Source organism: Hydrogenophaga sp. PBL-H3, from assembly GCF_010104355.1.
In the GTDB taxonomy this organism is placed as follows: Bacteria; Pseudomonadota; Gammaproteobacteria; order Burkholderiales; family Burkholderiaceae_C; genus Hydrogenophaga.
In genome coordinates, this window is record NZ_CP044972.1 from 2,595,965 (window position 1) to 2,618,427 (window position 22,463).

At 61.0% G+C, this 22,463-nt stretch carries 19 protein-coding genes; 1 reads left to right on the plus strand and 18 read right to left on the minus strand.

What is annotated here, in order from left to right:
* Positions 1–2: 2 nt before the first annotated feature.
* From F9Z44_RS11895 to F9Z44_RS11955, 13 genes are all read right to left on the minus strand, one after another.
* On the minus strand, positions 3–971 hold the full coding sequence (locus F9Z44_RS11895) for a glycosyltransferase (RefSeq protein WP_159606396.1): 969 nt from the start codon (positions 969–971) through the stop codon (positions 3–5).
* Between the two features lie 51 nt (positions 972–1,022).
* Positions 1,023–2,129, minus strand: coding sequence for a DegT/DnrJ/EryC1/StrS family aminotransferase (locus tag F9Z44_RS11900; protein ID WP_159606398.1), 1,107 nt, complete (start codon positions 2,127–2,129; stop codon positions 1,023–1,025).
* The gene (locus tag F9Z44_RS11905) at positions 2,126–2,536 is read right to left on the minus strand and encodes a sugar 3,4-ketoisomerase (protein WP_159606400.1); all 411 of its coding nucleotides are present in this window, start codon (positions 2,534–2,536) and stop codon (positions 2,126–2,128) included. Before F9Z44_RS11905 ends, F9Z44_RS11900 begins: the two co-directional genes overlap by 4 nt.
* A gap of 29 nt (positions 2,537–2,565) precedes the next feature.
* Positions 2,566–3,048: an acyltransferase gene (locus tag F9Z44_RS23140; RefSeq protein ID WP_159606402.1), complete on the minus strand. Its 483-nt coding sequence runs from the start codon at positions 3,046–3,048 to the stop codon at positions 2,566–2,568.
* Positions 3,049–3,061: 13 nt separating this feature from the next.
* On the minus strand, positions 3,062–4,558 hold the full coding sequence (locus F9Z44_RS11915) for a lipopolysaccharide biosynthesis protein (RefSeq protein WP_159606404.1): 1,497 nt from the start codon (positions 4,556–4,558) through the stop codon (positions 3,062–3,064).
* Between the two features lie 79 nt (positions 4,559–4,637).
* On the minus strand, positions 4,638–6,611 hold the full coding sequence (locus F9Z44_RS11920; protein WP_159606406.1) for an acyltransferase family protein: 1,974 nt from the start codon (positions 6,609–6,611) through the stop codon (positions 4,638–4,640).
* A gap of 72 nt (positions 6,612–6,683) precedes the next feature.
* Positions 6,684–7,805, minus strand: coding sequence for a hypothetical protein (locus F9Z44_RS11925; protein WP_159606408.1), 1,122 nt, complete (start codon positions 7,803–7,805; stop codon positions 6,684–6,686).
* Complete coding sequence (locus F9Z44_RS11930) at positions 7,802–10,006, minus strand: polysaccharide deacetylase family protein (protein WP_159606410.1); 2,205 nt, start codon at positions 10,004–10,006, stop codon at positions 7,802–7,804. The genes F9Z44_RS11925 and F9Z44_RS11930 overlap by 4 nt, the downstream gene beginning before the upstream one ends.
* Positions 9,999–11,327: a putative O-glycosylation ligase, exosortase A system-associated gene (locus F9Z44_RS11935; protein ID WP_159606412.1), complete on the minus strand. Its 1,329-nt coding sequence runs from the start codon at positions 11,325–11,327 to the stop codon at positions 9,999–10,001. Before F9Z44_RS11935 ends, F9Z44_RS11930 begins: the two co-directional genes overlap by 8 nt.
* Positions 11,324–11,473, minus strand: a complete 150-nt coding sequence (locus F9Z44_RS11940; protein WP_159606414.1) for a hypothetical protein — start codon at positions 11,471–11,473, stop codon at positions 11,324–11,326. The genes F9Z44_RS11935 and F9Z44_RS11940 overlap by 4 nt, the downstream gene beginning before the upstream one ends.
* Positions 11,474–11,507: 34 nt before the next feature.
* Positions 11,508–12,728 (minus strand): UDP-N-acetyl-D-mannosamine dehydrogenase, encoded by a 1,221-nt coding sequence (wecC, locus tag F9Z44_RS11945; protein WP_159606416.1) that lies wholly within the window; start codon positions 12,726–12,728, stop codon positions 11,508–11,510.
* A gap of 1 nt (position 12,729) precedes the next feature.
* Positions 12,730–13,866 (minus strand): non-hydrolyzing UDP-N-acetylglucosamine 2-epimerase, encoded by a 1,137-nt coding sequence (wecB, locus tag F9Z44_RS11950; protein WP_201449953.1) that lies wholly within the window; start codon positions 13,864–13,866, stop codon positions 12,730–12,732.
* Positions 13,863–15,074, minus strand: a complete 1,212-nt coding sequence (locus F9Z44_RS11955; protein WP_159606418.1) for a TIGR04063 family PEP-CTERM/XrtA system glycosyltransferase — start codon at positions 15,072–15,074, stop codon at positions 13,863–13,865. The genes wecB and F9Z44_RS11955 overlap by 4 nt, the downstream gene beginning before the upstream one ends.
* Positions 15,075–15,157: 83 nt before the next feature.
* Here F9Z44_RS11955 and F9Z44_RS11960 point away from each other — a divergent pair, with 83 nt between their 5' ends.
* The gene (locus tag F9Z44_RS11960; RefSeq protein WP_159606420.1) at positions 15,158–16,516 is read left to right on the plus strand and encodes a phenylacetate--CoA ligase family protein; all 1,359 of its coding nucleotides are present in this window, start codon (positions 15,158–15,160) and stop codon (positions 16,514–16,516) included.
* A gap of 73 nt (positions 16,517–16,589) precedes the next feature.
* On the opposite strand, the gene xrtA is transcribed toward F9Z44_RS11960, so the two are convergent.
* Genes xrtA through F9Z44_RS11985 form a run of 5 tightly spaced genes read right to left on the minus strand, consistent with a single transcriptional unit; the run spans position 16,590 to position 22,463 of the window.
* On the minus strand, positions 16,590–18,167 hold the full coding sequence (xrtA, locus tag F9Z44_RS11965; protein ID WP_159606422.1) for an exosortase A: 1,578 nt from the start codon (positions 18,165–18,167) through the stop codon (positions 16,590–16,592).
* Entirely contained in the window at positions 18,160–19,404 is a 1,245-nt protein-coding gene (locus F9Z44_RS11970; protein WP_159606424.1) for a TIGR03087 family PEP-CTERM/XrtA system glycosyltransferase, read from the minus strand. The genes xrtA and F9Z44_RS11970 overlap by 8 nt, the downstream gene beginning before the upstream one ends.
* 11 nt (positions 19,405–19,415) lie before the next feature.
* On the minus strand, positions 19,416–20,498 hold the full coding sequence (locus F9Z44_RS11975) for a FemAB family XrtA/PEP-CTERM system-associated protein (protein ID WP_159606426.1): 1,083 nt from the start codon (positions 20,496–20,498) through the stop codon (positions 19,416–19,418).
* On the minus strand, positions 20,461–21,339 hold the full coding sequence (locus F9Z44_RS11980; RefSeq protein ID WP_159606428.1) for an XrtA system polysaccharide deacetylase: 879 nt from the start codon (positions 21,337–21,339) through the stop codon (positions 20,461–20,463). The genes F9Z44_RS11975 and F9Z44_RS11980 overlap by 38 nt, the downstream gene beginning before the upstream one ends.
* Before the next feature lie 5 nt (positions 21,340–21,344).
* The gene (locus F9Z44_RS11985) at positions 21,345–22,463 is read right to left on the minus strand and encodes an XrtA/PEP-CTERM system-associated ATPase (RefSeq protein WP_159606430.1); all 1,119 of its coding nucleotides are present in this window, start codon (positions 22,461–22,463) and stop codon (positions 21,345–21,347) included.

Consider the following 22,463-nt stretch of genomic DNA (forward strand, 5'->3'; position numbering starts at 1 on the left):
ACTCACGATGCGCGCCCGGTGAGCCGGCGGACCATGTTGCGCGAGATGCCCATGGACAGCGTCAAGGCGAGGAGCGCTGCATACGGCTTGCGTCCATACCAGGCGGCCCGCCACAGGCACGAGGCCGCGCGGCGATCGTTCGCCACATACAGACCATAAGCAGCCTCCCACAGCCTGTGGGCCCAATCGGTTCGCTGACGTCGGGTCAGACGCTCACCGGGTAACCACTTCAAACAAATGAGACAGACCGTGTGCAGGTAGTGCGGTGAGGGATTGGCAAATATCGTACGCACCAACGAGGTGGAAACGATGCGATAGCGCGCCACGACACCATGGCAGTAGACGAACTCAAAACGAGCAGCCAGGCGCAGCCACATGTCGTAGTCCTCGTAGGCCAGCTGCTCGTCGTACATCCCCACCTCCACCAGAGCCTGACGGCGAATCAAGGTGGACATCGCGGGAATGAAGTTGCGGTTGGCTAGCTCTGCAAAAATGTGTCCGGAGGGACGTGTGCATTGAGGGGTGTGAGATTCAATGAAATCCTTCTCCAGGCGCTTGCCTTCCTCGTCCATCCGCGAGGCATCCGAATACACCACCGCCACCGCTGTCGACATAGGGCTGACGGCTGCCAGCTGGCGTTCGATCTTGTCGGGCTCCCAGGCGTCATCCGTGGCAATCATGCTGATGAACTCACCCCGTGCCTGGACCAAGGCCTCATTGAGTGTTTTGCACAGCCCCATGTTGCGGCTGTGTCGAATGAACAGCGCCCCCGGTCGATGACGCGCCAACCAGGCTTCAATCAACTGGGCCGATCCGTCCTGCGAGCAGTCATCCATGACGATGAGCTGAAAGTCCTGAAAGGTCTGCGCTGCGATGCTGTCCAGGCACTCCTTGAGGAATCGAGCGTGGTTGAAGCACAGCGCGATGACGGTCACTGCCGGCGCGCGCGCTGCATCGATTTCTGCATGCATCAACGTGCTTGAGTCAATCACGGCAACAGGCGAGCAGGTGCCGCAACTGAATCAAAGCGAGGCCGCGGCATCGCGACAAGCCGAAATCACCTGCTCTACCTGGGCATCCGACATTTGGGGCCAGATGGGCAAACTCAGAACTTCGTCGTGGATGGCCTCCGCCACAGGCAGACTGCCAACGCCGAGCTTCAGTTCTGAGTAAGCAGGTTGTCGGTGGGGCGCCACCGGGTAATGAATCACGGTGCCAATGCCACGGTTTGCCAACGCCTGCGCGAGCGCATCCCGTTGCGCCGAGCGCACCACAAACAGGTGCCACACCGGCTCTGCCCATTCAGGCACTTGGGGGACAGCGACGCCGCACCCCTCCAGAGCCTCGCGGTAGCGATCAGCGATGGCTCGACGTTGCACGTTCCAGCCATCCAGCAGTCGAAGCTTTTCACGGAGAAACGCCGCCTGCAGCTCGTCGAGCCGGCTGTTGAAGCCCTTGTACTGGTTGTGGTACTTGCGCTCGGACCCATAGTTGCGCAGCACCCGAAGTCGTGCGGCCAGCGCGTCGTCGTTGGTGGTGATGGCACCACCATCGCCAAGTGCGCCCAGGTTCTTGCCGGGGTAGAAACTGAAGCCAGCGGCGTCACCAAGCCCACCCACCAACCGCCCCTTGTACCGCGCTCCATGTGCCTGAGCCGCGTCTTCAAGCACTTTCAGACCATGCTTTGCAGCCAGGGCGTTGATGCCATCCATGTCGGCGGGCTGACCATACAGATGCACCGGCATGATGGCCCGCGTGCGGGGAGTCAATGCAGCTTCGATGCGGGAAGCGTCGAGGTTGAAGGTGTGTGGATCAGGCTCCACCGGCACGGGTGTGGCGCCGGCATACGACACCGCAAGCCAGGTGGCAATGTAGGTGTTGGAGGGCACGATCACTTCATCACCCGCGCCGATGTCCATGGCCTTGAGAACGAGGAACAAGGCATCGAGACCGTTGGCCACACCAACGGCGTGGCGCGTTTCGCAGTAAGCGGCGAACTCGGTTTCGAACAGTTCCACCTCTTTGCCGAGGATGAAGCTGCTGGAGTCCACCACCCGTTGATATGCGGCGTCCAGGCCTGGGCGCATGCTGTTGTGCATGGCGCTGAGATCGAGAAACGGAACGCTCATGCTTGCCACCTCGCGCGCATGAAATCGCTGTACTCGCGGAAATAGTCGTCTTCGGAGTATTTGTTGGAGGCCAGCACCATCAGCACCGAACCCGAGGAGAAGTTGTCGATGGTGCGCCAGATCATGGGGCAGACGTACAGACCCTGATAAGAGCGGTTCAGATGCACGCGCCTCTTGTCTTTGCCGTCGTCGAGCACCACGTCAAAGCTGCCCGACATGGCGATGATCAGCTGGTGCAGGCCCTTGTGGGCGTGCCCGCCCCGCTCCGAGCCACCGGGCACGTCGTAGAGGTAATAGACCCGCTGGATATCGAAGGGAATGTGCGTCCCTCCTTCAATCGCAGTCAGGTTGCCGCGAGGGTCTTTGTGGATGGGCAGATCCATCACCTTGCACAAGTCAATTGACATAGCTTTCTTTCAGGAAGAATGGGAGCAGGTCAAGCTGGATTTTCGTCATCCACATGGCCCGTGATTCGAGCCGGATTTCCCATCACGATGGCGCCGTCTGGGACATCCCGTGTCACCACCGCGCCGGCACCCACCATCGCCCGTGCTCCGATGGTAAGACCCGGGAGGATGGTAGCGTTTGCGCCGATGGATGCGCCCGCCTTCACCAGAGTGTGCTGGAGATGAAACGCATGATTTTTGCTGCGCGGAAAGCTGTCGTTGGTGAAGGTGGCGTTGGGCCCGATGAAAGCGCCGTCTTCCACGCGAAGCCCGTCCCACAACTGAACACCGCATTTGATGGTTACATCGTTGCCCACCACCACGTTGCCTTCGATGTACACCCCATCGCAAATGTTGCACCCTGAGCCGATGCGTGCACCCGGCAGGATGTGCGCGAAGGCCCAGACTCGAGTGCCATCGCCAATGGTGTCGCTCTCCACCAGGGCATGTGAGTGTTTGAAAAATTCGGCCATATTCAAGTTCCGTTCAATGTGCAGGGCGCCTGGCCAAGAGCTTGTTGCCGAGGAAATTCAGCAACACTTTCTCGGCGCTTTCCGGGCGACCAGCAATCCACCACAGGGCCGCAACGATCACCGCATATGCAACGGCTCCTACAGCCACCAAACCGAGAAGATGCAGCGCCAGGGGAACTTCCCACCCGATTGGAGCCGCCAGGCGGCCTATGCCCAAAAGAATGGCCGCCATGAACGCAGATGCCACCATAGGTCGCCACATGGCTGCAGCCAACTGACGCTTATGAGCACCAGTCACCCGTGTGAACACATACACGATCCCGGCAAAACCCAGCAGGGCAGATACGAAGTGTGCGTAGGCAGCCCCCAGAGCGCCATAGTGCAGACTGGCAAGTACCACCGCGGGAAGCGAAACAGCCAACAAGCTGGCTGACAGAAGCGTGTTGGCCTTGGGCTTTCCCATCGCAGACATCACCACGTACATGTTGCCCTGCAACGCACCCACCAGACCACACAATCCCAGAATTTGAAGGATGGGAACAGCTTCCACCCACTGTGCCCCCAACAGCAAGTTCACGACCAAATCCGACAGACAGAACAGGCCCACGGCCACAGGAAATGACAACAGACTGATGAGGCCGTACACCTCGAGGAATCGCGCCAGCAACTTCTCGCGCACCCTGGCCAACTGAGCATAGGCGGGATAAACAGCGCGGTTGAGGGGTGCGATGAGCTCAGTCGAGGGCATCGCAGAGATCTCAGCCGCGAGGTTGTAAATACCCAGGCCGTAACTGCCCACCGTGCGCCCCAGAATGAAATCGGTGGAGCGACTGTGCAGGAACTGGATCAGGTTCGAGATGAACAACCACTTTGAAAAATGAAACAGATCGGCCCTTGCGGCCAGCGAAAACCGCGGGCGGTAGGGGTGCAGTAGATAACTGATGGCCACTGCCATGAGCTTGCCTGCGATGGTGGCAAAAATCAGCGCCCAGAAGCTGCGCAACGTGAACGCCAGGGTGACCACCACGATGAACACGGCCACGCGCTTGATCAGCAGGTACTTGAACTCCATGCGGAAGTTCAGCTCCTTGCGAAAGGCCACGGTGCCGATGTTTTCAAACCCGCCCACCACGGCCCCGATGGCCAGTGCGGGCAGCATCAGCTCCAGGCGCGGCTCGCGGTAGAACGCCGCCGCCGGCACCGCCATCACCAGCAGCAAGATCGCAATGGCCACGCCAAAGATCACATTGAAGGTCCACGCCGTATCGAAATGGCTGCGCTCGGTGTCTTGCCGCTGAATGAGCGCGGAGTCAAAGCCGAAGGCACCCATCAGCTCCAGCAGAGACACCACGGCCATGGCCATGGCCACCAGGCCGAAGTCCGACGGCGTGAGCACGCGCACGAGCACCAGGGTGCTGATCAGGCCGATGCTTTTGTCCAGCAGCTTGAAGCCCATGAGCCAGGCAGCGCCCTTGGCAATTTGCTTTCCGGTGGCGTGGGGTGCGGTCATGAGCTTCAGCGTTTGATAGGGTACAAAAACCCCAGGTTGATAAATTCATGAGCAACACAATTAAGAATCATTAAATAGTTCATTCCGATTTGAAAACCTCAGCAAACATTGGCACAAGAAATTTGTTGCCCCACTCGCTTAAATGGTCATCATCAAAATACAAAGGTCGTCCATCTTTGGCGCCATGACAGCGGCCTTCATGACACAAATATGGCAATGGATCGAGAATACTCACACCACAGCGATCCCGTGCCTCATCTTGTGCTGCCCAAATGAACGCTTGACGCTGATGATATTGATCGAGTGGAATAGAGATTTCTGCATCTTTCCCCCAAGCGATCGCACGGACTACAGCCTTGGGAACGTGCACACCCATTTCGGGAATAGGTCGCACTAAAAACACACGTCTACTCTTGGCAAATTGACAAGCAGTATCTGTTAATTGACGGGCGTACTCCGTTAAAAATTCGGGCGAGACTTTATGGAAAGCTTTGGTAAAATAGACCATGGGCACCCCAAGGTCATTTTCCCAAGGTTCATTATGCCCAAGTGCATATACCGCACTTCGATTTACAATAACCAAAGGAATATCCTGGGAAATTTGCTCCAACTTGGAAACTGTCCAATTCAAAAAACCGTTGCAGTTTTCATTCGATTTAAATTTTGGAGAAAGATTTTTGACGCCGATTATCGTTGGGCAACTAACGTAACTCCAGTCCAAGACTCCGCCATCGCCGCTAGGCACAGCCGCAGCCAGTGCAGTAGTTAGGGAGTCTGCATGGCTATCCCCAATCAAAATGGCTCGTAACTTATCGCCCTGCCCGTAGATACATGAGGGTGAACTTTCACCTTGTTTTACAAAACAAGTATCCCGACGAGGTTTTGTGTTATTTGCCTCTTTGGCAGCAATTTCAATTTCTACAGACAGTCTACCGGACACTCCATTCAAGATACTGACCAGCGCACCAGCAGTAGCAATAACCGCTGTAAATACCATAAAACCTTCGAAACGAAATTTACTCTTAGAATTCGAAAAGAAACTTTGCGATTTCTTTTCAATGCAAATGAATGAATAGTGCCCAAGGATGAATGCGAAAAGCATCCCAACTGAAACCATCACCCAATTGTCTTGGAGCTCCAAAAAATACAATACTACGACGACTGGCCAATGCCAAAGATAGATCGAGTAGGATCGAAAGCCGATCCATTGAATCAATGCACCTGATGACAGCACCGAATTTGCCTGAGCAGATAGCAGTACCAGCATCGCGCCTAGAACTGGAATCAAAGCTCTCCAACCAGGCCATTCGCTACCTGAATCGAAATAAACAACTGATAATCCAATTGCGAAAAACCCGACATACTCAAGCAATCTCCGCCTTACATTGTCAATCACCAACCTATTACTGGCGAGATAAACAGCCCCGCCAGCCAACATTTCCCAAGCTCTTGTCGGAAGCAGATAGAATGCTGCGATCGGCTTCAATGGTGTCAGTGCCACAGACATCGCCAAGGATGCGATCAAAAATGCAACGACAATCCAAAATACATTAGCACGATTAGATTGAATTCTCCAAATCATCATAAGAATCAATGGGAGAAAAAAATAGAACTGCCACTCCACCGCCAAAGACCAAGTGTGAAGCAGCCATTTTTCATGGGAGGCTGCATCGAAATATCCTGCCTCATTCCAGAACATCACGTTGGACAAGAACATCAGACTTGAGACAGTGTGCGCGCCCAATAACTCATATTCCTGTGGTATGAGAAAAAACCAACCCAGCACCAATAGCACAGCACACAACACCGATAGCGCAGGAATGATGCGTCGGGCTCTAGCTCGGTAAAAGGCCCATAAATCAAATCCTGATTCTTGCTCAAGTCCTGAAACCACGATTCCAGTCATCAAGAAGCCTGAGATGACAAAAAATACATCAACCCCAACAAAGCCGCCCTGAAATCCTGGTACGGCAAAGTGGTAGAGCAGGACCGCAACGACGGCCCAAGCTCGCAGGCCATTTATGTCATTACGAAAACTGGCTGAAGTGATCAATTCAACCTCGCCATCTCAGAAACCCATGGGTCTCGCTACGAAAAGCCAATAGGAACATCTGATACGGCCCCATCAGGCAAGCTTCTGAAGTGAAGGCCAGCGAAATTCCATCAGGGTGTAGTGCCCGGTCTGGCAGTTCACGGGCGTGCACAGCAGCGCTCCCGCTGGGCTGGTGCCCTTGGGCAGGGAAATGGATGCGTATGGGCTGACGCCTGGGCGTGGGTGGGGTGCGTGGGGCAATGCGAGGCATTGGCGCCACTGGCGGTCTGGTCCGCGAAACCAGAGCCCTGCTTCTTCGGGGGTGTCTTGCAGCCTTCCAGGCTCGTAGGTGGTTTGAAGCATGGCCGTGCCGTCGGTGAATTCACAAGCGGCGTAGGCGGGGTTGCCGATGGTGGCGCACTCGGTGCGTTGGCCAGTGGCGAAGTCGTAGCGGTAGATGCGGTTGATGGCTTCGGCCGGCGCGTCTTTGCCGGCGTCCATGCCCCACTCCATGCCGCTCTCGTCAAACAACACGGCAATGGCGCGCCAGCTCTGGTCGCCGCCGGCAAAGCGGTGCACGGTGGCGAATTCGTCGTCGGTGTAATAGAAGGACGACTCGTGGTTCAGGTCGCCGGTGCAGATCCAGAGGCGGTTGCGAAAGCGGTCGTAGTGGATGGCATGCACATGCTTGATTTCGCTGCGCGCGAACGTCCAGCAGGCTTGTACTGTCTGCGCTTGAACATCGACCCGACACACCCGGATGTCGCGGTTGTGCCCGTTGAGGTACTCACCAAAGTAGGCGCACTGGCTTTTTGGATGCACCGCCACGCCGCCACGCAGCGGGGTCGCTATCGGGGGGGTCAAGGGGTCGGGCAGCACTTGCGCGCACGACTCGTGGCGGGCCGCCGAATACCAATAGATCCGGTCGTAGAACACCAGCACATCGCGGCTGGGCAATTCCACCAGGTCCTGTATGCCGGGTCCGGGCCAGAAGGTGCGCTTGAGCCAGCTCCGCGCGAGCGCGTCTTTCAGGCGGCCTTGCACGCTGTCGGTCTTGGGCGGTAGGCGAAAGACTTTGCGCAGGGCCTGGGTGGCGTAGGTGAACCGGTAGACACCGTGGTCGTGCGTGCACCAGCAGCCTTCGGCATCCGACCAATGCGCCAGCATTTCCGGATGCACAGGGGTCAAGCCATGGCCGCTGGCATGTCGGTTCACGTTGAGGTCTCGGCGATGCGGTCAAACAGCCGGCCCAGGCTGCCCGCCTGCGAACTGCGGGAATAGCTCAGCACGAGGTTGCGGTTGCTCGCCAGGGCGAGTTGTTGCTCCGGGCTGGCGCAAACACCCAGGGCAGCCAGCAAGGACACACGGATGGCGTCCTCGGCATGAATGTCGGCGATGTGAACTGCGTGGAAGCGGCGCAGCTGGGCGGCCGTGCCGCCCGCCGGGTCGACCACCGCCAGGATGGGCCGCTCCGAGCGCAGGTATTCGTAGATCTTGGCGGGAATCTGCGTGTTGAAGTTGCTGCCCTGAAACACCAGCAGCATGTCGGCGCCCATCATCTCGGCGATCGCCCGGTGGTAGGGAATGGGCGCGCCCACCTCGACGCACGCCGTCAGGTCGTACCGTTGCGCGCAAGCCATCACCTCGTCCCCATGGTGAGGGGCGCGGAAGCGGATGCACAAGCGCCGGGGGTCGAGGTGCCCCTCGTCGATGAGCATGCGCACCGCCGCAAAGAAGGTCGACGGATCTCTGTCTTTGGGGTAGATCAACCCGCTGTGCAACAGCAGCAGCTTGCCCTCCTCCACGCCTTCGCGCGAGGGCACCACCTGGGCAAAGGCTTCTTCGTCGTACCCGTTTTCGATCACGTGGCATTTGGCCGCGTGCTCGGGGTAACGGCGGCCATAGGCCTCGGCGGCGCTGGCGGTGGTGAACACGCAGGCCGACGCGGTGCGCAGCACACGGGCCTCCAGCCACTGCCAGACCCGGCGCTGCATGCGGTCCACCGGGTACTCACTGTTGACCATGGGGTCGCGGAAATCGGCCACCCACGGCAAGCCACTGAGGCTGGACAGGCTCGCGCCAATGAGGTGCGCGGTGGAGATCGGGTAGGTGCTCCAGATGAGCTTGGGCGGCTGGCGCCGGATCTCCTTCATGCCCACCCACACGGCGGGAAGCCACCACGACGACCAACGATCGGGCAGCGCGATCAGCCGTGGGTACTTGCCCTTGATGGACAGGTGGCGGGCGGCATCGAGCGCTGTGGCCCGCACCACACTGGTCTGCGAGGGAATGGAGGAAACGAGGTCGTTGCGCTGTTCCTCGAACGCGCAGGGCGTGGCCGCGAGCACCGAGGTGGACCAGCCTTGCTGGGGCAGGTACTTCACGAAGTTCAGCGTGCGCAAAATGCCGCTGCTGCCGGCCTGCGGCGGGAAGTGAAACGCGACCATGAGCGCCCGCTTCTGCTCTGTCGTGGTTTCAGCCAGCATGGGCATGCGCTGCGACAGGTTGCGCATGAACTGCAGGTTCATGTGCGCGGTGGTGGGTCCCCAGGGGGTGAAGCGGGGGACCTGCAGCAGCGAGGTGTCGGCCGATGCCACGCCACGCAAGGTGGTGAGCGCATACCGGTAGCCTGCCCGCCGCACCATCTCGATGTGCTCCGGGCCGAAGTCTTTGCCGGGAGCGCCGTTGGGGTAGGCAAAGGCCGTGACCTTGCCGCGAATGATGGATTCGATCTGCTCGCGGGCGCCCGCAATCTCTTCAAAGGCCTTCTCGGCCGTGCACCGGCTCAGAATGGGGTGTGTCACGGAATGCCCGCCGATGCCGAACCCCCGCGAATGCAGGGCTCGAAGGTCGGCCACATCCATCACCGGAACCCTCGAGCGCTCGAAACCGGTGTGCTGTTCGAGCGCGGTGAGCAGCCGTTCTTTTTCCATCGGCTCCTGGTATTTCAGGAAGTCGTCCAGACGCCGAATGGTGCTCTGCCGCTCGGTCGCGTCGCCAAACCTCAAGGGCGACAGATCCACGCCGGGCCACTGCAGCGTCGGCGTGCCGGGTGGCGCTGCCGCCACGGCATGCAGGATGCGTTCGTTCCACATGGGCAGACCCGAATACTGCCCAGACGTGACGAAGAAGGTGGCATGCACGCCCAACTGCTCCAGCACGGGCACCACACCGCCGAGCCAGTCGGGGTAACCGTCGTCGAAGGTGATGCAGGCGGCGTTGGCGGGCAGATTGCCCGCGCGCAGAGCGACCAAGGCCTCGTCCAGCGGCAAGATGCGGAACCTGCGCAGCGTCGTGCGCAGCACGGCGGTGAAGGCCGCGAGATCCAGCTCCGCAGGGCTCAGCGGATGGCGGACCTGCGGGATCTTGTGAAATACGAGCGTGGTCAGCTTGCCGCTGGAAAAAGCCCTAAACATGCGACGCGGCCCTCCCACGCTGAGGCACCACCGCTTTCAAGCGCACGGTCTCCGACAGGATCAACCGGTTGATGGCGAGCAGCGTCATGATGAACAGATAGACCAGCTCGAAATAGGCCAGGCTCACACCCGCGCCTCCAGCCATGAACGCCACCAGCGACAGGTTGATGGCGGTGGCGAGATCGACCGCCCAGGCGAAGTCGCCTCGGGACTTGGCCGCATTGGCCTTGATCCGCCAGCGCATGACGAATGCGGACGCCATGACCGAGAGGAACAGGATCAGCCCGATGTAGCCCAGATCGCCGAGCACCTGGAAGTAGTTGCTGTGGGCGGCCTTGGCGGTCATCTCCGGAATATCGATGTTGATCAGGTTCGGGATGGTCCGGTACTGGTCCCAGATCCATTGACGCTCCACCGCATGGAAACCGCCCCCGAAGATGGGGTTGTCATTGGCGATGTTCAGGCTCACCTTCCAGGCCGCCACCCGCCCGAGAAAGGATTCGTCTTCTGCCGCGTTCTTGATGGTGTCGATGCGCTCGAACCAGCGCTCTGGCGCGAGCTGGACCACGCCAAAGGCAACGATAGCGAGCACCACGGTGGACAGCAGTTTGCGGGGACTGGTCAGCCAGTACCAGACGCCCAGGATGGCCAGCGCGAGAAACCCCCCGCGGGAGTTGGAGCCCAGCACGGTCATCACGCACAGCCCGAAGGCGATGAGCGCGGCCCATTTGGCCAACTGGTTGGCGCTGTACCTCGCCAGATACAGCAGCAAGGGCAGCAGCATCACCATGCCCAAGGCATACAGGTTATTGTCGGACAGCGAAGACGTGGGGATGCCGGTGACGTTGTGCGAGCCCGCTGACGAAATCATCTTCAGTCCGTCCAGAACGCCGTGAAAGCCCAGCCCGGCGGCCAGCACGATCAACATGACGTGAATCCGCCAGCGCGAAGTGAGGAACAGGGGCGCCACCATGGCCAGCACCATGCCTTTGGCAAAGATGTCCAAACGCACCCACACCGCAGGATTGGGCTGCATGGAAAAAATCGCGGACATGACCCCGTGAAGCACGAAAAGGATCAGCAATACCGAGGACGGTTCGGCGAGGAACCCCCCCCGGTTGTGGCCTTTTTCCAGCCACAAACCCACCAGGGCGATGGCGGCGAACACAAACACGAAACGAAAGTCCTGCATGAAACCGTACAGGTACAGATGGGGCGACAGGACCGTGGCGTAAACCCAGACGAGGAACGCAACGAAGCTGCTCCTCAGTGCCATGGGCAGCAAGGCCAGCAACACCCCCAACATCAACAAATCTCTCATTTGTTGACTTCTTCCTTTTTCTCTTTGAAGGCAAAGAAGCCGAGATCGGCGGCTGTGACCTGCGGCTTCTTGCTGGCGCGCATCGCGGTCCAGCAGCAATAGGTCACCACCACCAGGTCAAGGGCAAACAGCACCGATTCGATCATCGCGCCTCCCTGGCGGCATCGGTGTTGAGCACCCTCACCGCAACACACCTTTGGTGTCGATCACGATCTTGTCCTTGATGATCTGGGGATCGATCTCGGTGAACTCGGCGTGGTCCACCAGCAGGAGCAGGATGTCGGCCTCCTTGAGCACATCTTTCAGGTCGTACAGCGGAAACGGCACCTTGTCCTTGGCCACGTTCGGGTCGCAAGCCATCACCTTGCCGATACCCGAATGCAGCAGCTGCTCGACGATGTCCATGGAGGGGGACTCGCGCATGTCGTCGATGTTGGCTTTGAAGGTCAGGCCCAGCGCACCGATCACAGGCTCCTTGAAGCGCTGTGCCTTGGCGCGCACTTTCTCAATCACCCATTGCGGCTTGGCATCGTTGACCTCGCGCGCGGTGCGGATCAGGCGCGCCTCTTTGGGTGCGCTGGAAACGATGAACCAGGGGTCCACCGCAATGCAGTGACCGCCCACGCCAGGGCCGGGCTGCAGGATGTTGACGCGCGGGTGGCGGTTGGCCAGCGCAATGGTTTCCCAGACGTTGATGCCCAGGCGATCACAGATCACCGAGAGCTCGTTGGCAAAGGCGATGTTGACGTCGCGGAACGAGTTTTCCACCAGCTTGGAGAGCTCGGCCGTGCGGCTGTCGGTCTCCAGGATCGCACCGTTGCAGAAGGTCTTGTAGAGCGTCTTGGCCTTGGCAACGGCCGCCTTGGTGTTGCCCCCGATGATGCGGTCGTTGTCCACCAGTTCACGCAGGATGTGGCCCGGCAGCACGCGCTCGGGACAATGGGCCGTGTGGATCTTGCCCGCCAGCTCGGGCCGCTCCGTGGCAATGATCTTTTCGATCACCTCGGTGGTGCCCACGGGCGACGTGGATTCCAGGATCACCAGGTTGTCTTCGCGCAGGTAGGGCACGATGGCGCGCGTGGCGGCCTCCACATAGCTCAGGTCGGGTGCCTTGGGGTTGCCGTCTTCCTCCTTGAAAGGCGTGGGCACGGCCAGGATGAAGGTGTCGCCCTCCTCCGGCGTCAGCGAGGCGCGCAGGTTGCCGCTGTTGACGGCCGAGCGCACGAGGATGTCGAGGTCGGGTTCGACGATGTGGATGCGCCCCGAGTTGATGGTGTCCACCGCCTTGGCATTGACGTCCACACCCAGCACCTGGTGCCCCTTGGTGGCCAGCATGGAGGCGGTGGGCAGGCCGATGTAGCCCAGGCCCATGACGACGATCTTTTGCAGTTCTCTTGCCATCTCAGTTCCCTCTCAAGTTTCGAATGTGCTCAATGATTCTTTCGACAGCCTTGCCGTCGCCATACGGATTGTGCGCGCGGGCCATGCTGGCGTAGGCGTCCGCATCCACCAGCAGGCGACGCGCCTCGGTCACGATCTTCTCGCGCGAGGTGCCGACCAGTTTCACCGTGCCAGCCTCCACCGCTTCGGGCCGCTCGGTGGTGTCTCGCATCACCAGCACGGGCTTGCCCAGCGAGGGCGCTTCTTCCTGGATGCCGCCGGAGTCGGTGACGATGATGCAGGAGCGGTCCATGAGGTAGAGAAACGGCAGGTAGTCCACCGGCTCGATGAGATGGACGTTGGCCAGTCCGCGCGCGGCCAGGATGTCTTTCACCGGCTGGCGCACGTTGGGGTTCAGGTGCACGGGGTAAAGGATCTCCACGTCGTCGTGCTCGGCCGCGATGTCGGCCAGGGCTTCGCAAATGTGCTGAAACCCTTCTCCGAAGTTCTCGCGCCGGTGTCCGGTCACCAGGATGAGGCGGCGCTGCGGGTTCAGGTAAGCGAAGCGCTGCGCCAGTTCGGCTTTCAGCGCTGCGTCATTGCGCAGCTTGTCGACCACGGCCAGCAGCGCATCGATCACGGTGTTGCCGGTGACGTGGATGGCATCAGCGGAAATACCTTCGCGCAGGAGGTTGTCGCGAGACGCCGCGGTGGGCGCGAAATGGATGTCGGCAATGGCCCCGGTGAGCTTGCGGTTCATCTCCTCCGGGAAGGGGGAGTGTTTGTTGCCGGTGCGCAAGCCAGCTTCAACGTGACCCACCGGCACGCGGGCGTAGTAGGCCGCAAGGCTGGTGGCCAGCGTGGTGGTGGTGTCACCGTGCACGAGCACGAGGTCGGGCTTTTCCTGCTCCAGAACGCCTTTGAGGCCGAGCAGGATGTTGCTGGTGATGTCGAAGAGGTCCTGGCCGGGCTTCATGATGTTCAAGTCGTGCTCGGGCACGATCTCGAACAGTTTGAGGACCTGATCCAGCATTTCACGGTGCTGGGCCGTGACACAGACCACCGTTTCGATGTCACCAGCCCTGCCCTGCAAGCCTTTGACCAGCGGCGCCATCTTGATGGCTTCGGGGCGGGTGCCGAATACAACCATGACTTTCATTGGGTTCCCTTGGAGAGCAGCGCTTTGTACGGCGCTTCGTAGTTGGCCACGCTGTTGCGCCAGTTGCGCACGGATTCCACAAACTGCCGGCCATTGGCGCGCAGCTCAGGCCACCGGGCGCGATTCTGGAGCATGTCCAGGATGGCGTCAGAGAGCTCACCGACGTTGTCGGCCTTGAACAGCCAGCCAGTTTCACCGTGGCGGATGAGTTCCCTGTGACCGCCAACGTCGGAGGCCACGAACAGGTGGCCTTGGGCCATGGCTTCCAGCGGCTTGAGCGGCGTGACGAGTTCGGTCAGGCGCATGGAGTGGCGTGGGTAGGCGAGCACGTCGATCAGGTCGTAATACCGGTTGACCTCGGCGTGCGGCACCCGGCCGGTGAACGCCACGTGATCGCCCAGACCCAGGGCCTGAACCTGCGCCTTGAGGGCTGCGTCTTGCGGTCCGCCCCCCACCAGCAGCAAAAAGATGTCAGGCCTGGATTTCAGCAGCAGCGGCAAGGCCGACACCAGCAGATCGAGCCCCTCGTAGGCATAGAACGATCCAATGAATCCCACCACCGTGCGACCTTGCAGCCCCCAGCGTGCCTGCAGCGCAGGCTCGGGCGCCTGGGCCATCTGGAAACCGTCGACATCGACCGCGTTGGGAATGACCGTGACCTTGGCCGACGGCACGCCCCGGGCGACGATGTCTCTGCGCAATCCCTCGCAGATGGTGAAGACGTGGCCCGCCTGGCGAATGGCCCGGGTTTCCAGCGCCCGTGTGGCGCGGTAACGAAGGCTGCCTTCTCGGGTGCTGCCATGGTCAACCGCGGCGTCTTCCCAGAAGGCGCGGATCTCATACACCACGGGGATGCCGTTGCGCCGGCCCACCTTGAGCGCAGGCAGGGCATTGAGCACCGGTGAGTGGGCATGAATGATGTCGGGGCGCACCTGGTCGACGACAGCCTGCAACCGGTGCGCCAGCGCGTTCATGAGCTGGAGTTCACCCAGCAGGGGAAGCTTCACTCGGGGTGGCTGGGCCGGCGTGCGAAAGAAGTGCAGTCCGTCAACGTTCTCTTCCAGCTGCTTCTCGGCGCCGTGCTTGGGTGAGGTCAGGTGAAAGGTTTCCCAGCCGCGCGCGCGTTGCTCGCGCAACAAGGCCGCTGTGCGGAAGGTGTATCCGCTGTGCAGCGGAATGGAGTGGTCAAGGACATGAAGAATTCGCATGATCAGATTGCCGAGATTCTGCGGCACCACAAAAACAACAACGCCGATCGCAGCGCCCGCATCGAGGCGTCTACCATTTGCGCATGACTCTTCACACACGCCTCATTTCGGATCTGATCTTTCCCATGCAGGAGCGCTTGAAAAAGCACACCACGGTGAGCGTCAAGCAAGCGATGGAAGCCAGCCAGTACTGGTCGCTGGATCGCCTCGAGGACCTGCGTGTCAAGCGCTTGCGCAGCCTGCTCGACCACGCGGGGCAGCATGTTCCCTACTACCGCGAACTGTTTGGCCGACTGGGCTTTGACCCGCGATCGATCAGCAGTTGCCGCGACCTGCAGCGCCTGCCCTTTCTGACCAAGACGGAGATTCGTGCTCATACCGAGGCCATGAAATCCGATGAGGCGAGCGACCTGGCGCGTTTCAACACCGGAGGATCCAGTGGTGAACCGCTGGTGTTCTTCATCGGCAAGGAACGGGTGAGCCACGACGTGGCCGCCAAATGGCGGGCCACCCGCTGGTGGGGCGTGGACATCGGCGATCCTGAAATCGTGCTGTGGGGCTCGCCCATCGAACTGACTTCGCAGGACCGCGCCCGGCGCTGGCGTGACGCACTCATGCGCACGCAATTGCTGCCGGCATTTGAGATGTCGCCGGAGAAGGTGGCGGGATTCATCGAGAAAATCCGCAGCGTGCGACCGGCCATGCTGTTTGGGTACCCCTCGGCTTTTGCGCACATCGCGCGGCACGCCGAGGCGCACCACATCCCGATGGACAAGCTGGGCATCAAGGTGGCCTTCGTGACCTCGGAGCGCTTGTATGACCACCAGCGCGAATTGATCCAGCGGGTGTTCAACTGCCCGGTGGCGAATGGGTATGGAGGTAGGGATGCGGGTTTCATTGCACACGAATGCCCATCAGGAGGCATGCACCTGACCCACGAAGACGTGATCGTGGAAATTGTGGACCCGCAAGGCCAGGTGCTGCCCGAGGGTGAGAGTGGCGAGATTGTCGTCACCCACCTCGCCACGCGCCATTTCCCGTTTGTCCGGTACCGGACGGGCGACATCGGTGCGCTGGGCCATGAGGCTTGCGCATGCGGTCGCACCTTGCCGCTGTTGAAAGACCTTCAGGGGCGAAGCACCGACTTTCTGGTGGCACGCAACGGCACCGTGATGCACGGCTTGTCGCTCATCTACATCGTGCGGGATCTGGCTGGCGTCAAACAATTCAAGATCGTGCAGGACAGCATCGACCTGACCCACATCCTGTTGGTCACCAACGAGCACTTTGACCGGGCATTGCTGCCTACCATCGAGAGCGGCGCCAAGGCTCGCCTGGGCGCGGACGTGACCATCAACATCCGCCTGGTCGACGAGATCCCACCGGAAAAGTCCGGCAAGTACCGCTACGTGATCAGTCACGTCGAGGTCCCGGCGACCTGAACCGTGGCCGCGCCGGGAGGCACACGGCGGGTGCGACAGGCAGGCTGTGGGCGAACCGGTGTGTCCCATGTCGTCAAGGCACGAGTCGCGTGCGCTTCAGTGCCTCTTCGAGGCTGGTGCCATGGACGCGCAGGAAGTCGGTCAGCGTTTGATTGGCCGCCGAGCGCGCTTCGGCTTCGGACAGGCTGGCATCGAGTGGCGCATAAATGGCCACGATCGCGCCGTCGTCGCCCTGCCCCGTCAGTCGCGACAGCGCGCCTTGCAACTTGGCTTGAACGTCACTGGCGGTGAAACGCCCGTTGACCCAATAAAAACGCCAAGCCTGCAAGCGAAGACCATTGGCCACCAGGCCTCCGGCCTGCTGCCGCAGGGTGGCCGCCGAGACCGTCAACGGCTGGTCCGCCAACCGGGTCTCGGCGCTCCCTTCAGACACCTGTGCCCATCCATCGCCCTTGCTGGCGACGAACAGATTCTCGGAGCTCACCAGCTTGCGTTCGTAGTTCTGCGCGCGGTAGTAGGTCAGGTGAACACCCACGGCCTGTCCTTGGGGACCAACGTAACCGGTGTGGCTCGTGGCCGCAGGAAACTGGAAGGCGGGTGTCCAGTTGCTCGGGGGCTGGGCAGCGGTTTGCCATGGCGCGTTCGCCGCAGGCACCGACAGAACCACAGGGCTGCTGTTGCTTCCGAGCGCGAGCAGGCGCTCCAGCAGATGGGGTGACGCCACGATCAAGAGCGCAGCCAGGGCGGCGATTCCGGGAGAAAGTTTTCGCTGATTGGCCAGCACGGTACGGCCCTGGGCCAAAGGTGCGGTCGACGGTTCGGGCGCATCGGCCCAGCGGGCGCCCACAAACAGCATGGCCAGAATCACCAGGCCAAAGAACAGCCATCCGTAGATCAAGTGGTCCACCCCGGTGGCCAGCTCGTTGCCTGAGAGGTGGCCGAGCATCACGATCATGTAGGCGCGCAGCCAGTTGGCCACCAGTGGCACCAGGATCGCCACACCCACGAAGATCACGCGTTTGGTCAGGCTCTTGTAGCTCAGGTAGGCAAACAGGCAGCCCACGGTGACGGACGCAATCATGTAGCGGATGCCACTGCAGGCCTCGACCACCGACCACGAGCCCGACGGGATGATGAACTGCAGACCCTCGCGGTACACCGGCACGCCGCTCAGGCGCAAGGCCAGGATGGTGAAGCTCGCGGTCCATTCCATCAGCTGGGGCAACATGAAATCGCCTATGGGGACGGCAAAAAACAGGAAACCCAAGGGAAAGGCCATGGCCCAGGCAAGCCGCCATCCCAGCACGGCCGGCACGGTCAGCACCAGGAGCATCACCAGAGCCAGTTGTGTCGCTGCGTTCACCGCCACCAGATCGCCGGCCAGCCACAGACCGGCGGCCCCCAGCAACAGCAGCCAGGCCAGTGGGCTGGGGCGCGGCTGCAGGGGGGCCAGGTCAAAGCGCATGCGCCAGATCAGCCACAGCGATATGACAGGCACCACGAACCCGTGCGCGTAGGTGTCTGAGCGCCACCAGATCGCCACCATGCCGCTGGCCGTGTGGGCATACAACCCGAGGATGGCCAGCAGCAACAGCGCCAGAGCAGCCAGCGGTGTGCGCCAGTGCGCCGGGAGTCGTGGAGTGTCAGACATGAAGGGATGGCTCCGGAGAAGACACGGCGAGAACGCTCGGGAGTTCTGCCAGGCAGGCATCGATGCCGCTGAGGTGAGCCTGCCAGCTGAAGCCTCGCTCGACATAGGCCCTGGCACGCAAGCCCACCTCGGCTGCATGACCGGGGATATCCAGCAAAGGCTGCAAGGCCTGCACGAACCCATCGGGCGTTTCGGCGCGCAGCAGTCCCTGCTCTGGCGTTGCGCCAATGGCGTCAGCACAACTGTTGACGGTGATCACAGCCTGTTGCATGGCCATGGCCTCGAGGATCTTGTTTTGAATACCGCGCGCCACGCGCAAAGGTGCCACCACGGCAGCGGCGTGCTGAAGGTAGGGGCGCACGTCGGGTACCGTGCCGGTGACCACCACATGCTCACCGGCCAGCGCCTGCACCTGGGCCGTAGGGCTGCGGCCCACGATGTAGAACCGTGCGCGTGGCCAGTGGGCGCGCAAGCGCGGGAGCATCTCGGCGACGAACCAGCTCACGCCGTCGATGTTGGGCCAGTAATCCATGGCGCCGGTGAAGACCACCGCCTGTTCGTCAGGCGCAAAGGGGCTGGGTCGCTGGGGGTCGGATGCGAAAAAATCGGCATCCACGCCATTGCTCAAGGACTGGACCTTGTCGCGACATTCGGGAGCCTGAGAAACAAACAAGGCGGTTTCGTTGGGCGTGACGAAATAGGAGCGGCGGGCCTGGGCGGCCACCTCACGTTCATACGCCAGCAGTCTCTGCCCCTCGCGCCGGTAGAGCATCGACAAGGGCCAACGGTGTGCCGGGGCGTACTGCGTCCATTTGGCCGAATCCACATCGACAAAGTCCACCAGCATCGGCACCTGCGGTGCGAGCGGCTGGGCGTACTGCGCCATGGCGGATGAAAACACGACGCTGGCCTGCAGATTGTGCTGGTTGGCCATTGCCTGCACCCATTGCTGCATGCCTGCACTGCGGTAGTAGGCCAAGGTGAGTGCTTCGCCCGTGAGCAGGCCGGCCAGACTCTTGAGCTTGGCTGTGCGCGGCACGATGCGTTCGACGTGCAAATCCGGGCATAGGGCCTTGAGCGTTGGCAGGTGTTGCTCGTCGTCCGGGTCGTCGATGAAGGTGCCGAGAAATACCCGATGGCGCTGCAACAGGTGGCGCAACAGGTGGTACGAGCGCACCTTGTCGCCCTTGTTGGGTGGATACGGCAAACGGTGGACAAGGTACAGCAGGTTGGCCATGGGGTTCCTGCTTAGCCGAGGTTGCGCACGATGAACGGGCCCAGCCAGTTGGCCAGACCCAGCGGCATGCGACGCCAGGTGGCGATCAGCAGCTTGTATTTGGCGTTGGCCGGATTGTTCTGCGGAATGCTCTCGCGCTTGTAGAGGCGGTATTCGTAGTTCAGCGGTGTGGGCTCAAAGCCCCAGTTGCGCTTGAACGCATAAGGCCCGGTGCCTTCCTTGCTGCGACCGTAGTCGAACACCTTGAGCCCGCGCGCGCAGGCCAGGCGCATGAGCTCCCAGTATTTGAAGTCGTTGGCCGCGAGGTCACGAGCCGCCTCATCGTCGCCCGCGTAATACGGCAAAACCTCGTCCCGGAAGTAAAAGCTCAGCACGCTGGAGAGGGGACGGCCTTCGGCCGAACTCACGGTCAACACTTCGCAGTCACGCCCAAACGTCTGCATCAGGGCCTGGAAGTAACGCTTGGGAAACGCGGGCGTGCCGTGGCGGTGCACGTTGTCGGCGTACAGGGCAAAGAAGCGGTCGGCATTCGCGTCCACCTGGGAGGTCAATCCGTTCTTGATGCCTTTGCGCACCATGGCGCGCTGTTTGCGCGGAATGGCCAGCATGTTGTCTTCTTCTTTGGGCAGGATCGCCTTGCGGAAGGTGACATAGAGCTCCTGCACCGGCCAGTCGGTGTGGCGGCGTTCGATGTGACGGAGCTCCAGATGATCGGTGTCCAGCTCGATGGCCAGGCGCTGTGCTTCGGACTCGAGCGCGAGGGCAGCGGCCGCCGATTCGGAGGCCACGCCGCCGTACACAGCAAAGGGCAGACCCGTGAGTGCGTTGCCAAAGAGCCGGCTGTTCACATGGGCCAGGGGCAGCACACCCAGGATCTCGCCATCTTGCTCGGCAAAGAGGAAGTGCGTGGGATGACGGAACACATCACGAATGATGGTTTGCCAACCCGCCCGGTGGAAAAAAGTGGCGTTGGGACACCGAGCGACAAAAGCCTCCCATCGGGCGACCTGGTCGGGTTGGGAGCTGTCCAGGCGCTGAATCTGCAGGGCGCCGCGGTCAGACAACGGGCACCCCTGTCGAACGATCTGGCGCATGGTCTTTCAGGAAGATGTCGTCCATGCGGCCCCAGCGGAAATCCTGGAGCAGGAGAGCCAGTCGTTGCTCGGTTCGACCGATGTTCACGTAATGCCGAAAGCGCGTTTTCAGACTGATGCCGGGCACACGCGGCTGATCGGGATCAATCTCCCAAGGGTGAAAGTAAAAGATCGCGGACTCGGCGTCGCGCTGATTGACCTGCTGCAGCATCCAGCGCGACAAGGCGTAGGGCAGCAGGCGGAAATAGCCACCGCCACTGGACGGCAGGTTGCGGTTGAACAAACGCAAGGTGGTGGGGGGAACCTCCATCAGGCCTTCGCGAATCTGGTGCGCAAAGCGCGGGGCATCGGGCATGCCGTAGTGGTCGTGCTTGACGGGGTAGATGCTCGAGCTGTATCGGTAGCCGGCACGCAGCAAGGTGTCAAGCGCCCAAAGGTTGCCCGTGCCGATGGAGAAACTCGGCGCACGGTATCCCTGCACCCGTTGTCCGCCAATGTCTTCCAGCAGCGCTTTGGCGTGCGACACGTCCTGAAAGAATTCTGTTTCCGTGAGGTCGGAAGCCCGCTGGTGACCGTACCCATGGCTGGCGAGCTCGTGGCCTTCGCTCACGATGCGTCGCACCATCTGCGGGTAACGTTCGGCCACCCAGCCCAGCGTGAAGAACGTGGCCTTGGTCTGTTCGTCGTCCAGCAGTTTCAGGATGCGGTCGATGTTGTGCTCGACACGGCATTCGCGGCTGTCCCAATCGGCGCGGTCGATGTGGGGTGCAAACGCCGAGACCTGAAAGTAGTCCTCGACGTCGATCGTCAGGGCATTGGTGATGAGCGAGCGAGCCAGCATGGTGTTCACTTGGGCAGGTCGGTGGCGCGTGGCTTGCGAGCGGCGGCGACGATCTTCTTGAGCGAGCTCAGGATTTCAAGGCTGATGCGTTCCTGACGAAGCACACTGCGCTCCATGCGAAGCAAGCGGGTGCTCAGTTGTTCGGCCGACACGCGGGTGAGCTGGTCGCTCATGCCGTCCACCAGCGTTGGATCCAGCGCCAGCTCGGCCAGGTCCATGTCGTCGGCCATCCAGGTCGGGGCTGCGCTCATGCCGGCGTTGGGCAGGTGCGCCCAGCGTTCCTGGTCTTCTGCCACCCGCGAAGGGGCCCCGGCATTTTCCACCTGCATCTCGGCGACCACCTCATTGAGCGCGTCAAGCGTGAGGTGTGTCGTCTCCGACAGGTAGCCCAACAGCAACAAACGATCACACAAGGTATTGATGCGACGTGGAATGCCACCGGATTGCTGGTACAGCGCAGCAAAGACCGCCGGATCGAAGGTGGGCTTGTCGGTAGCACCAGCGCACTTGAGGCGGTGCTCCACATAGGCGCGGGTGTCTTCCTCGTCCAGAGGACCCAGATGGCAGCGTGCCGTCACACGTTGGCGAAGCTGCAGCATGCTGGGTCCCTGCAGGATGTCCCGAAACTCGGGCTGCCCCACCAGAAAGGTCTGCAGCAGCGCCTGATCGCCAAACTGGAAGTTGGAGAGCATACGCAACTCTTCCACCGCCAATGGCTGCAGGTTCTGCGCCTCATCAACGATCAACAGGCAGCGCTTTCCCTGGGTCGTCTGGGTGATGAAGAAGGCCTCCAGCGCCATCAGCATGTCGGCCTTGCCGGTTCCACGCACCGCCACGCCAAACGCCGCGCAGACCAGCTTGAGTGCGTCTTCAGCCCCCAGCTGCGTACTCACCAGGTGCGCCGCCACCACCGATCCATTCTCCAGGCTGTCGAGCAGGTCACGAACGATGGTGGTCTTGCCCGCGCCCACTTCACCGGTGATGACGATGAAACCCTCGCCGCGCATGACGCCGTACACAAGGTAGGAACGCGCACGCCGGTGGGGCTTGCTGCTGTAATAAAAACGGGGGTCGGGGTTGAGCTGAAAAGGCTTGTTGCTCAGCCCGTAAAAAGCTTCGTACAT

Excerpts from the sequence above, each read along its gene's own strand:
- F9Z44_RS11895 (WP_159606396.1), bottom strand. The coding sequence starts at position 971 with ATGCATGCAGAAATCGATGCAGCGCGCGCGCCGGCAGTGACCGTCATC.
- F9Z44_RS11900 (WP_159606398.1), bottom strand. The coding sequence starts at position 2,129 with ATGAGCGTTCCGTTTCTCGATCTCAGCGCCATGCACAACAGCATGCGC.
- F9Z44_RS11905 (WP_159606400.1), bottom strand. The coding sequence starts at position 2,536 with ATGTCAATTGACTTGTGCAAGGTGATGGATCTGCCCATCCACAAAGAC.
- F9Z44_RS23140 (WP_159606402.1), bottom strand. The coding sequence starts at position 3,048 with ATGGCCGAATTTTTCAAACACTCACATGCCCTGGTGGAGAGCGACACC.
- F9Z44_RS11915 (WP_159606404.1), bottom strand. The coding sequence starts at position 4,558 with ATGACCGCACCCCACGCCACCGGAAAGCAAATTGCCAAGGGCGCTGCC.
- F9Z44_RS11930 (WP_159606410.1), bottom strand. The coding sequence starts at position 10,006 with ATGTTTAGGGCTTTTTCCAGCGGCAAGCTGACCACGCTCGTATTTCAC.
- F9Z44_RS11935 (WP_159606412.1), bottom strand. The coding sequence starts at position 11,327 with ATGAGAGATTTGTTGATGTTGGGGGTGTTGCTGGCCTTGCTGCCCATG.
- F9Z44_RS11940 (WP_159606414.1), bottom strand. The coding sequence starts at position 11,473 with ATGATCGAATCGGTGCTGTTTGCCCTTGACCTGGTGGTGGTGACCTAT.
- wecC (WP_159606416.1), bottom strand. The coding sequence starts at position 12,728 with ATGGCAAGAGAACTGCAAAAGATCGTCGTCATGGGCCTGGGCTACATC.
- wecB (WP_201449953.1), bottom strand. The coding sequence starts at position 13,866 with ATGAAAGTCATGGTTGTATTCGGCACCCGCCCCGAAGCCATCAAGATG.
- F9Z44_RS11955 (WP_159606418.1), bottom strand. The coding sequence starts at position 15,074 with ATGCGAATTCTTCATGTCCTTGACCACTCCATTCCGCTGCACAGCGGA.
- F9Z44_RS11960 (WP_159606420.1), top strand. The coding sequence starts at position 15,158 with ATGACTCTTCACACACGCCTCATTTCGGATCTGATCTTTCCCATGCAG.
- xrtA (WP_159606422.1), bottom strand. The coding sequence starts at position 18,167 with ATGTCTGACACTCCACGACTCCCGGCGCACTGGCGCACACCGCTGGCT.
- F9Z44_RS11970 (WP_159606424.1), bottom strand. The coding sequence starts at position 19,404 with ATGGCCAACCTGCTGTACCTTGTCCACCGTTTGCCGTATCCACCCAAC.
- F9Z44_RS11975 (WP_159606426.1), bottom strand. The coding sequence starts at position 20,498 with ATGCGCCAGATCGTTCGACAGGGGTGCCCGTTGTCTGACCGCGGCGCC.
- F9Z44_RS11980 (WP_159606428.1), bottom strand. The coding sequence starts at position 21,339 with ATGCTGGCTCGCTCGCTCATCACCAATGCCCTGACGATCGACGTCGAG.
- F9Z44_RS11985 (WP_159606430.1), bottom strand. The coding sequence starts at position 22,463 with ATGTACGAAGCTTTTTACGGGCTGAGCAACAAGCCTTTTCAGCTCAAC.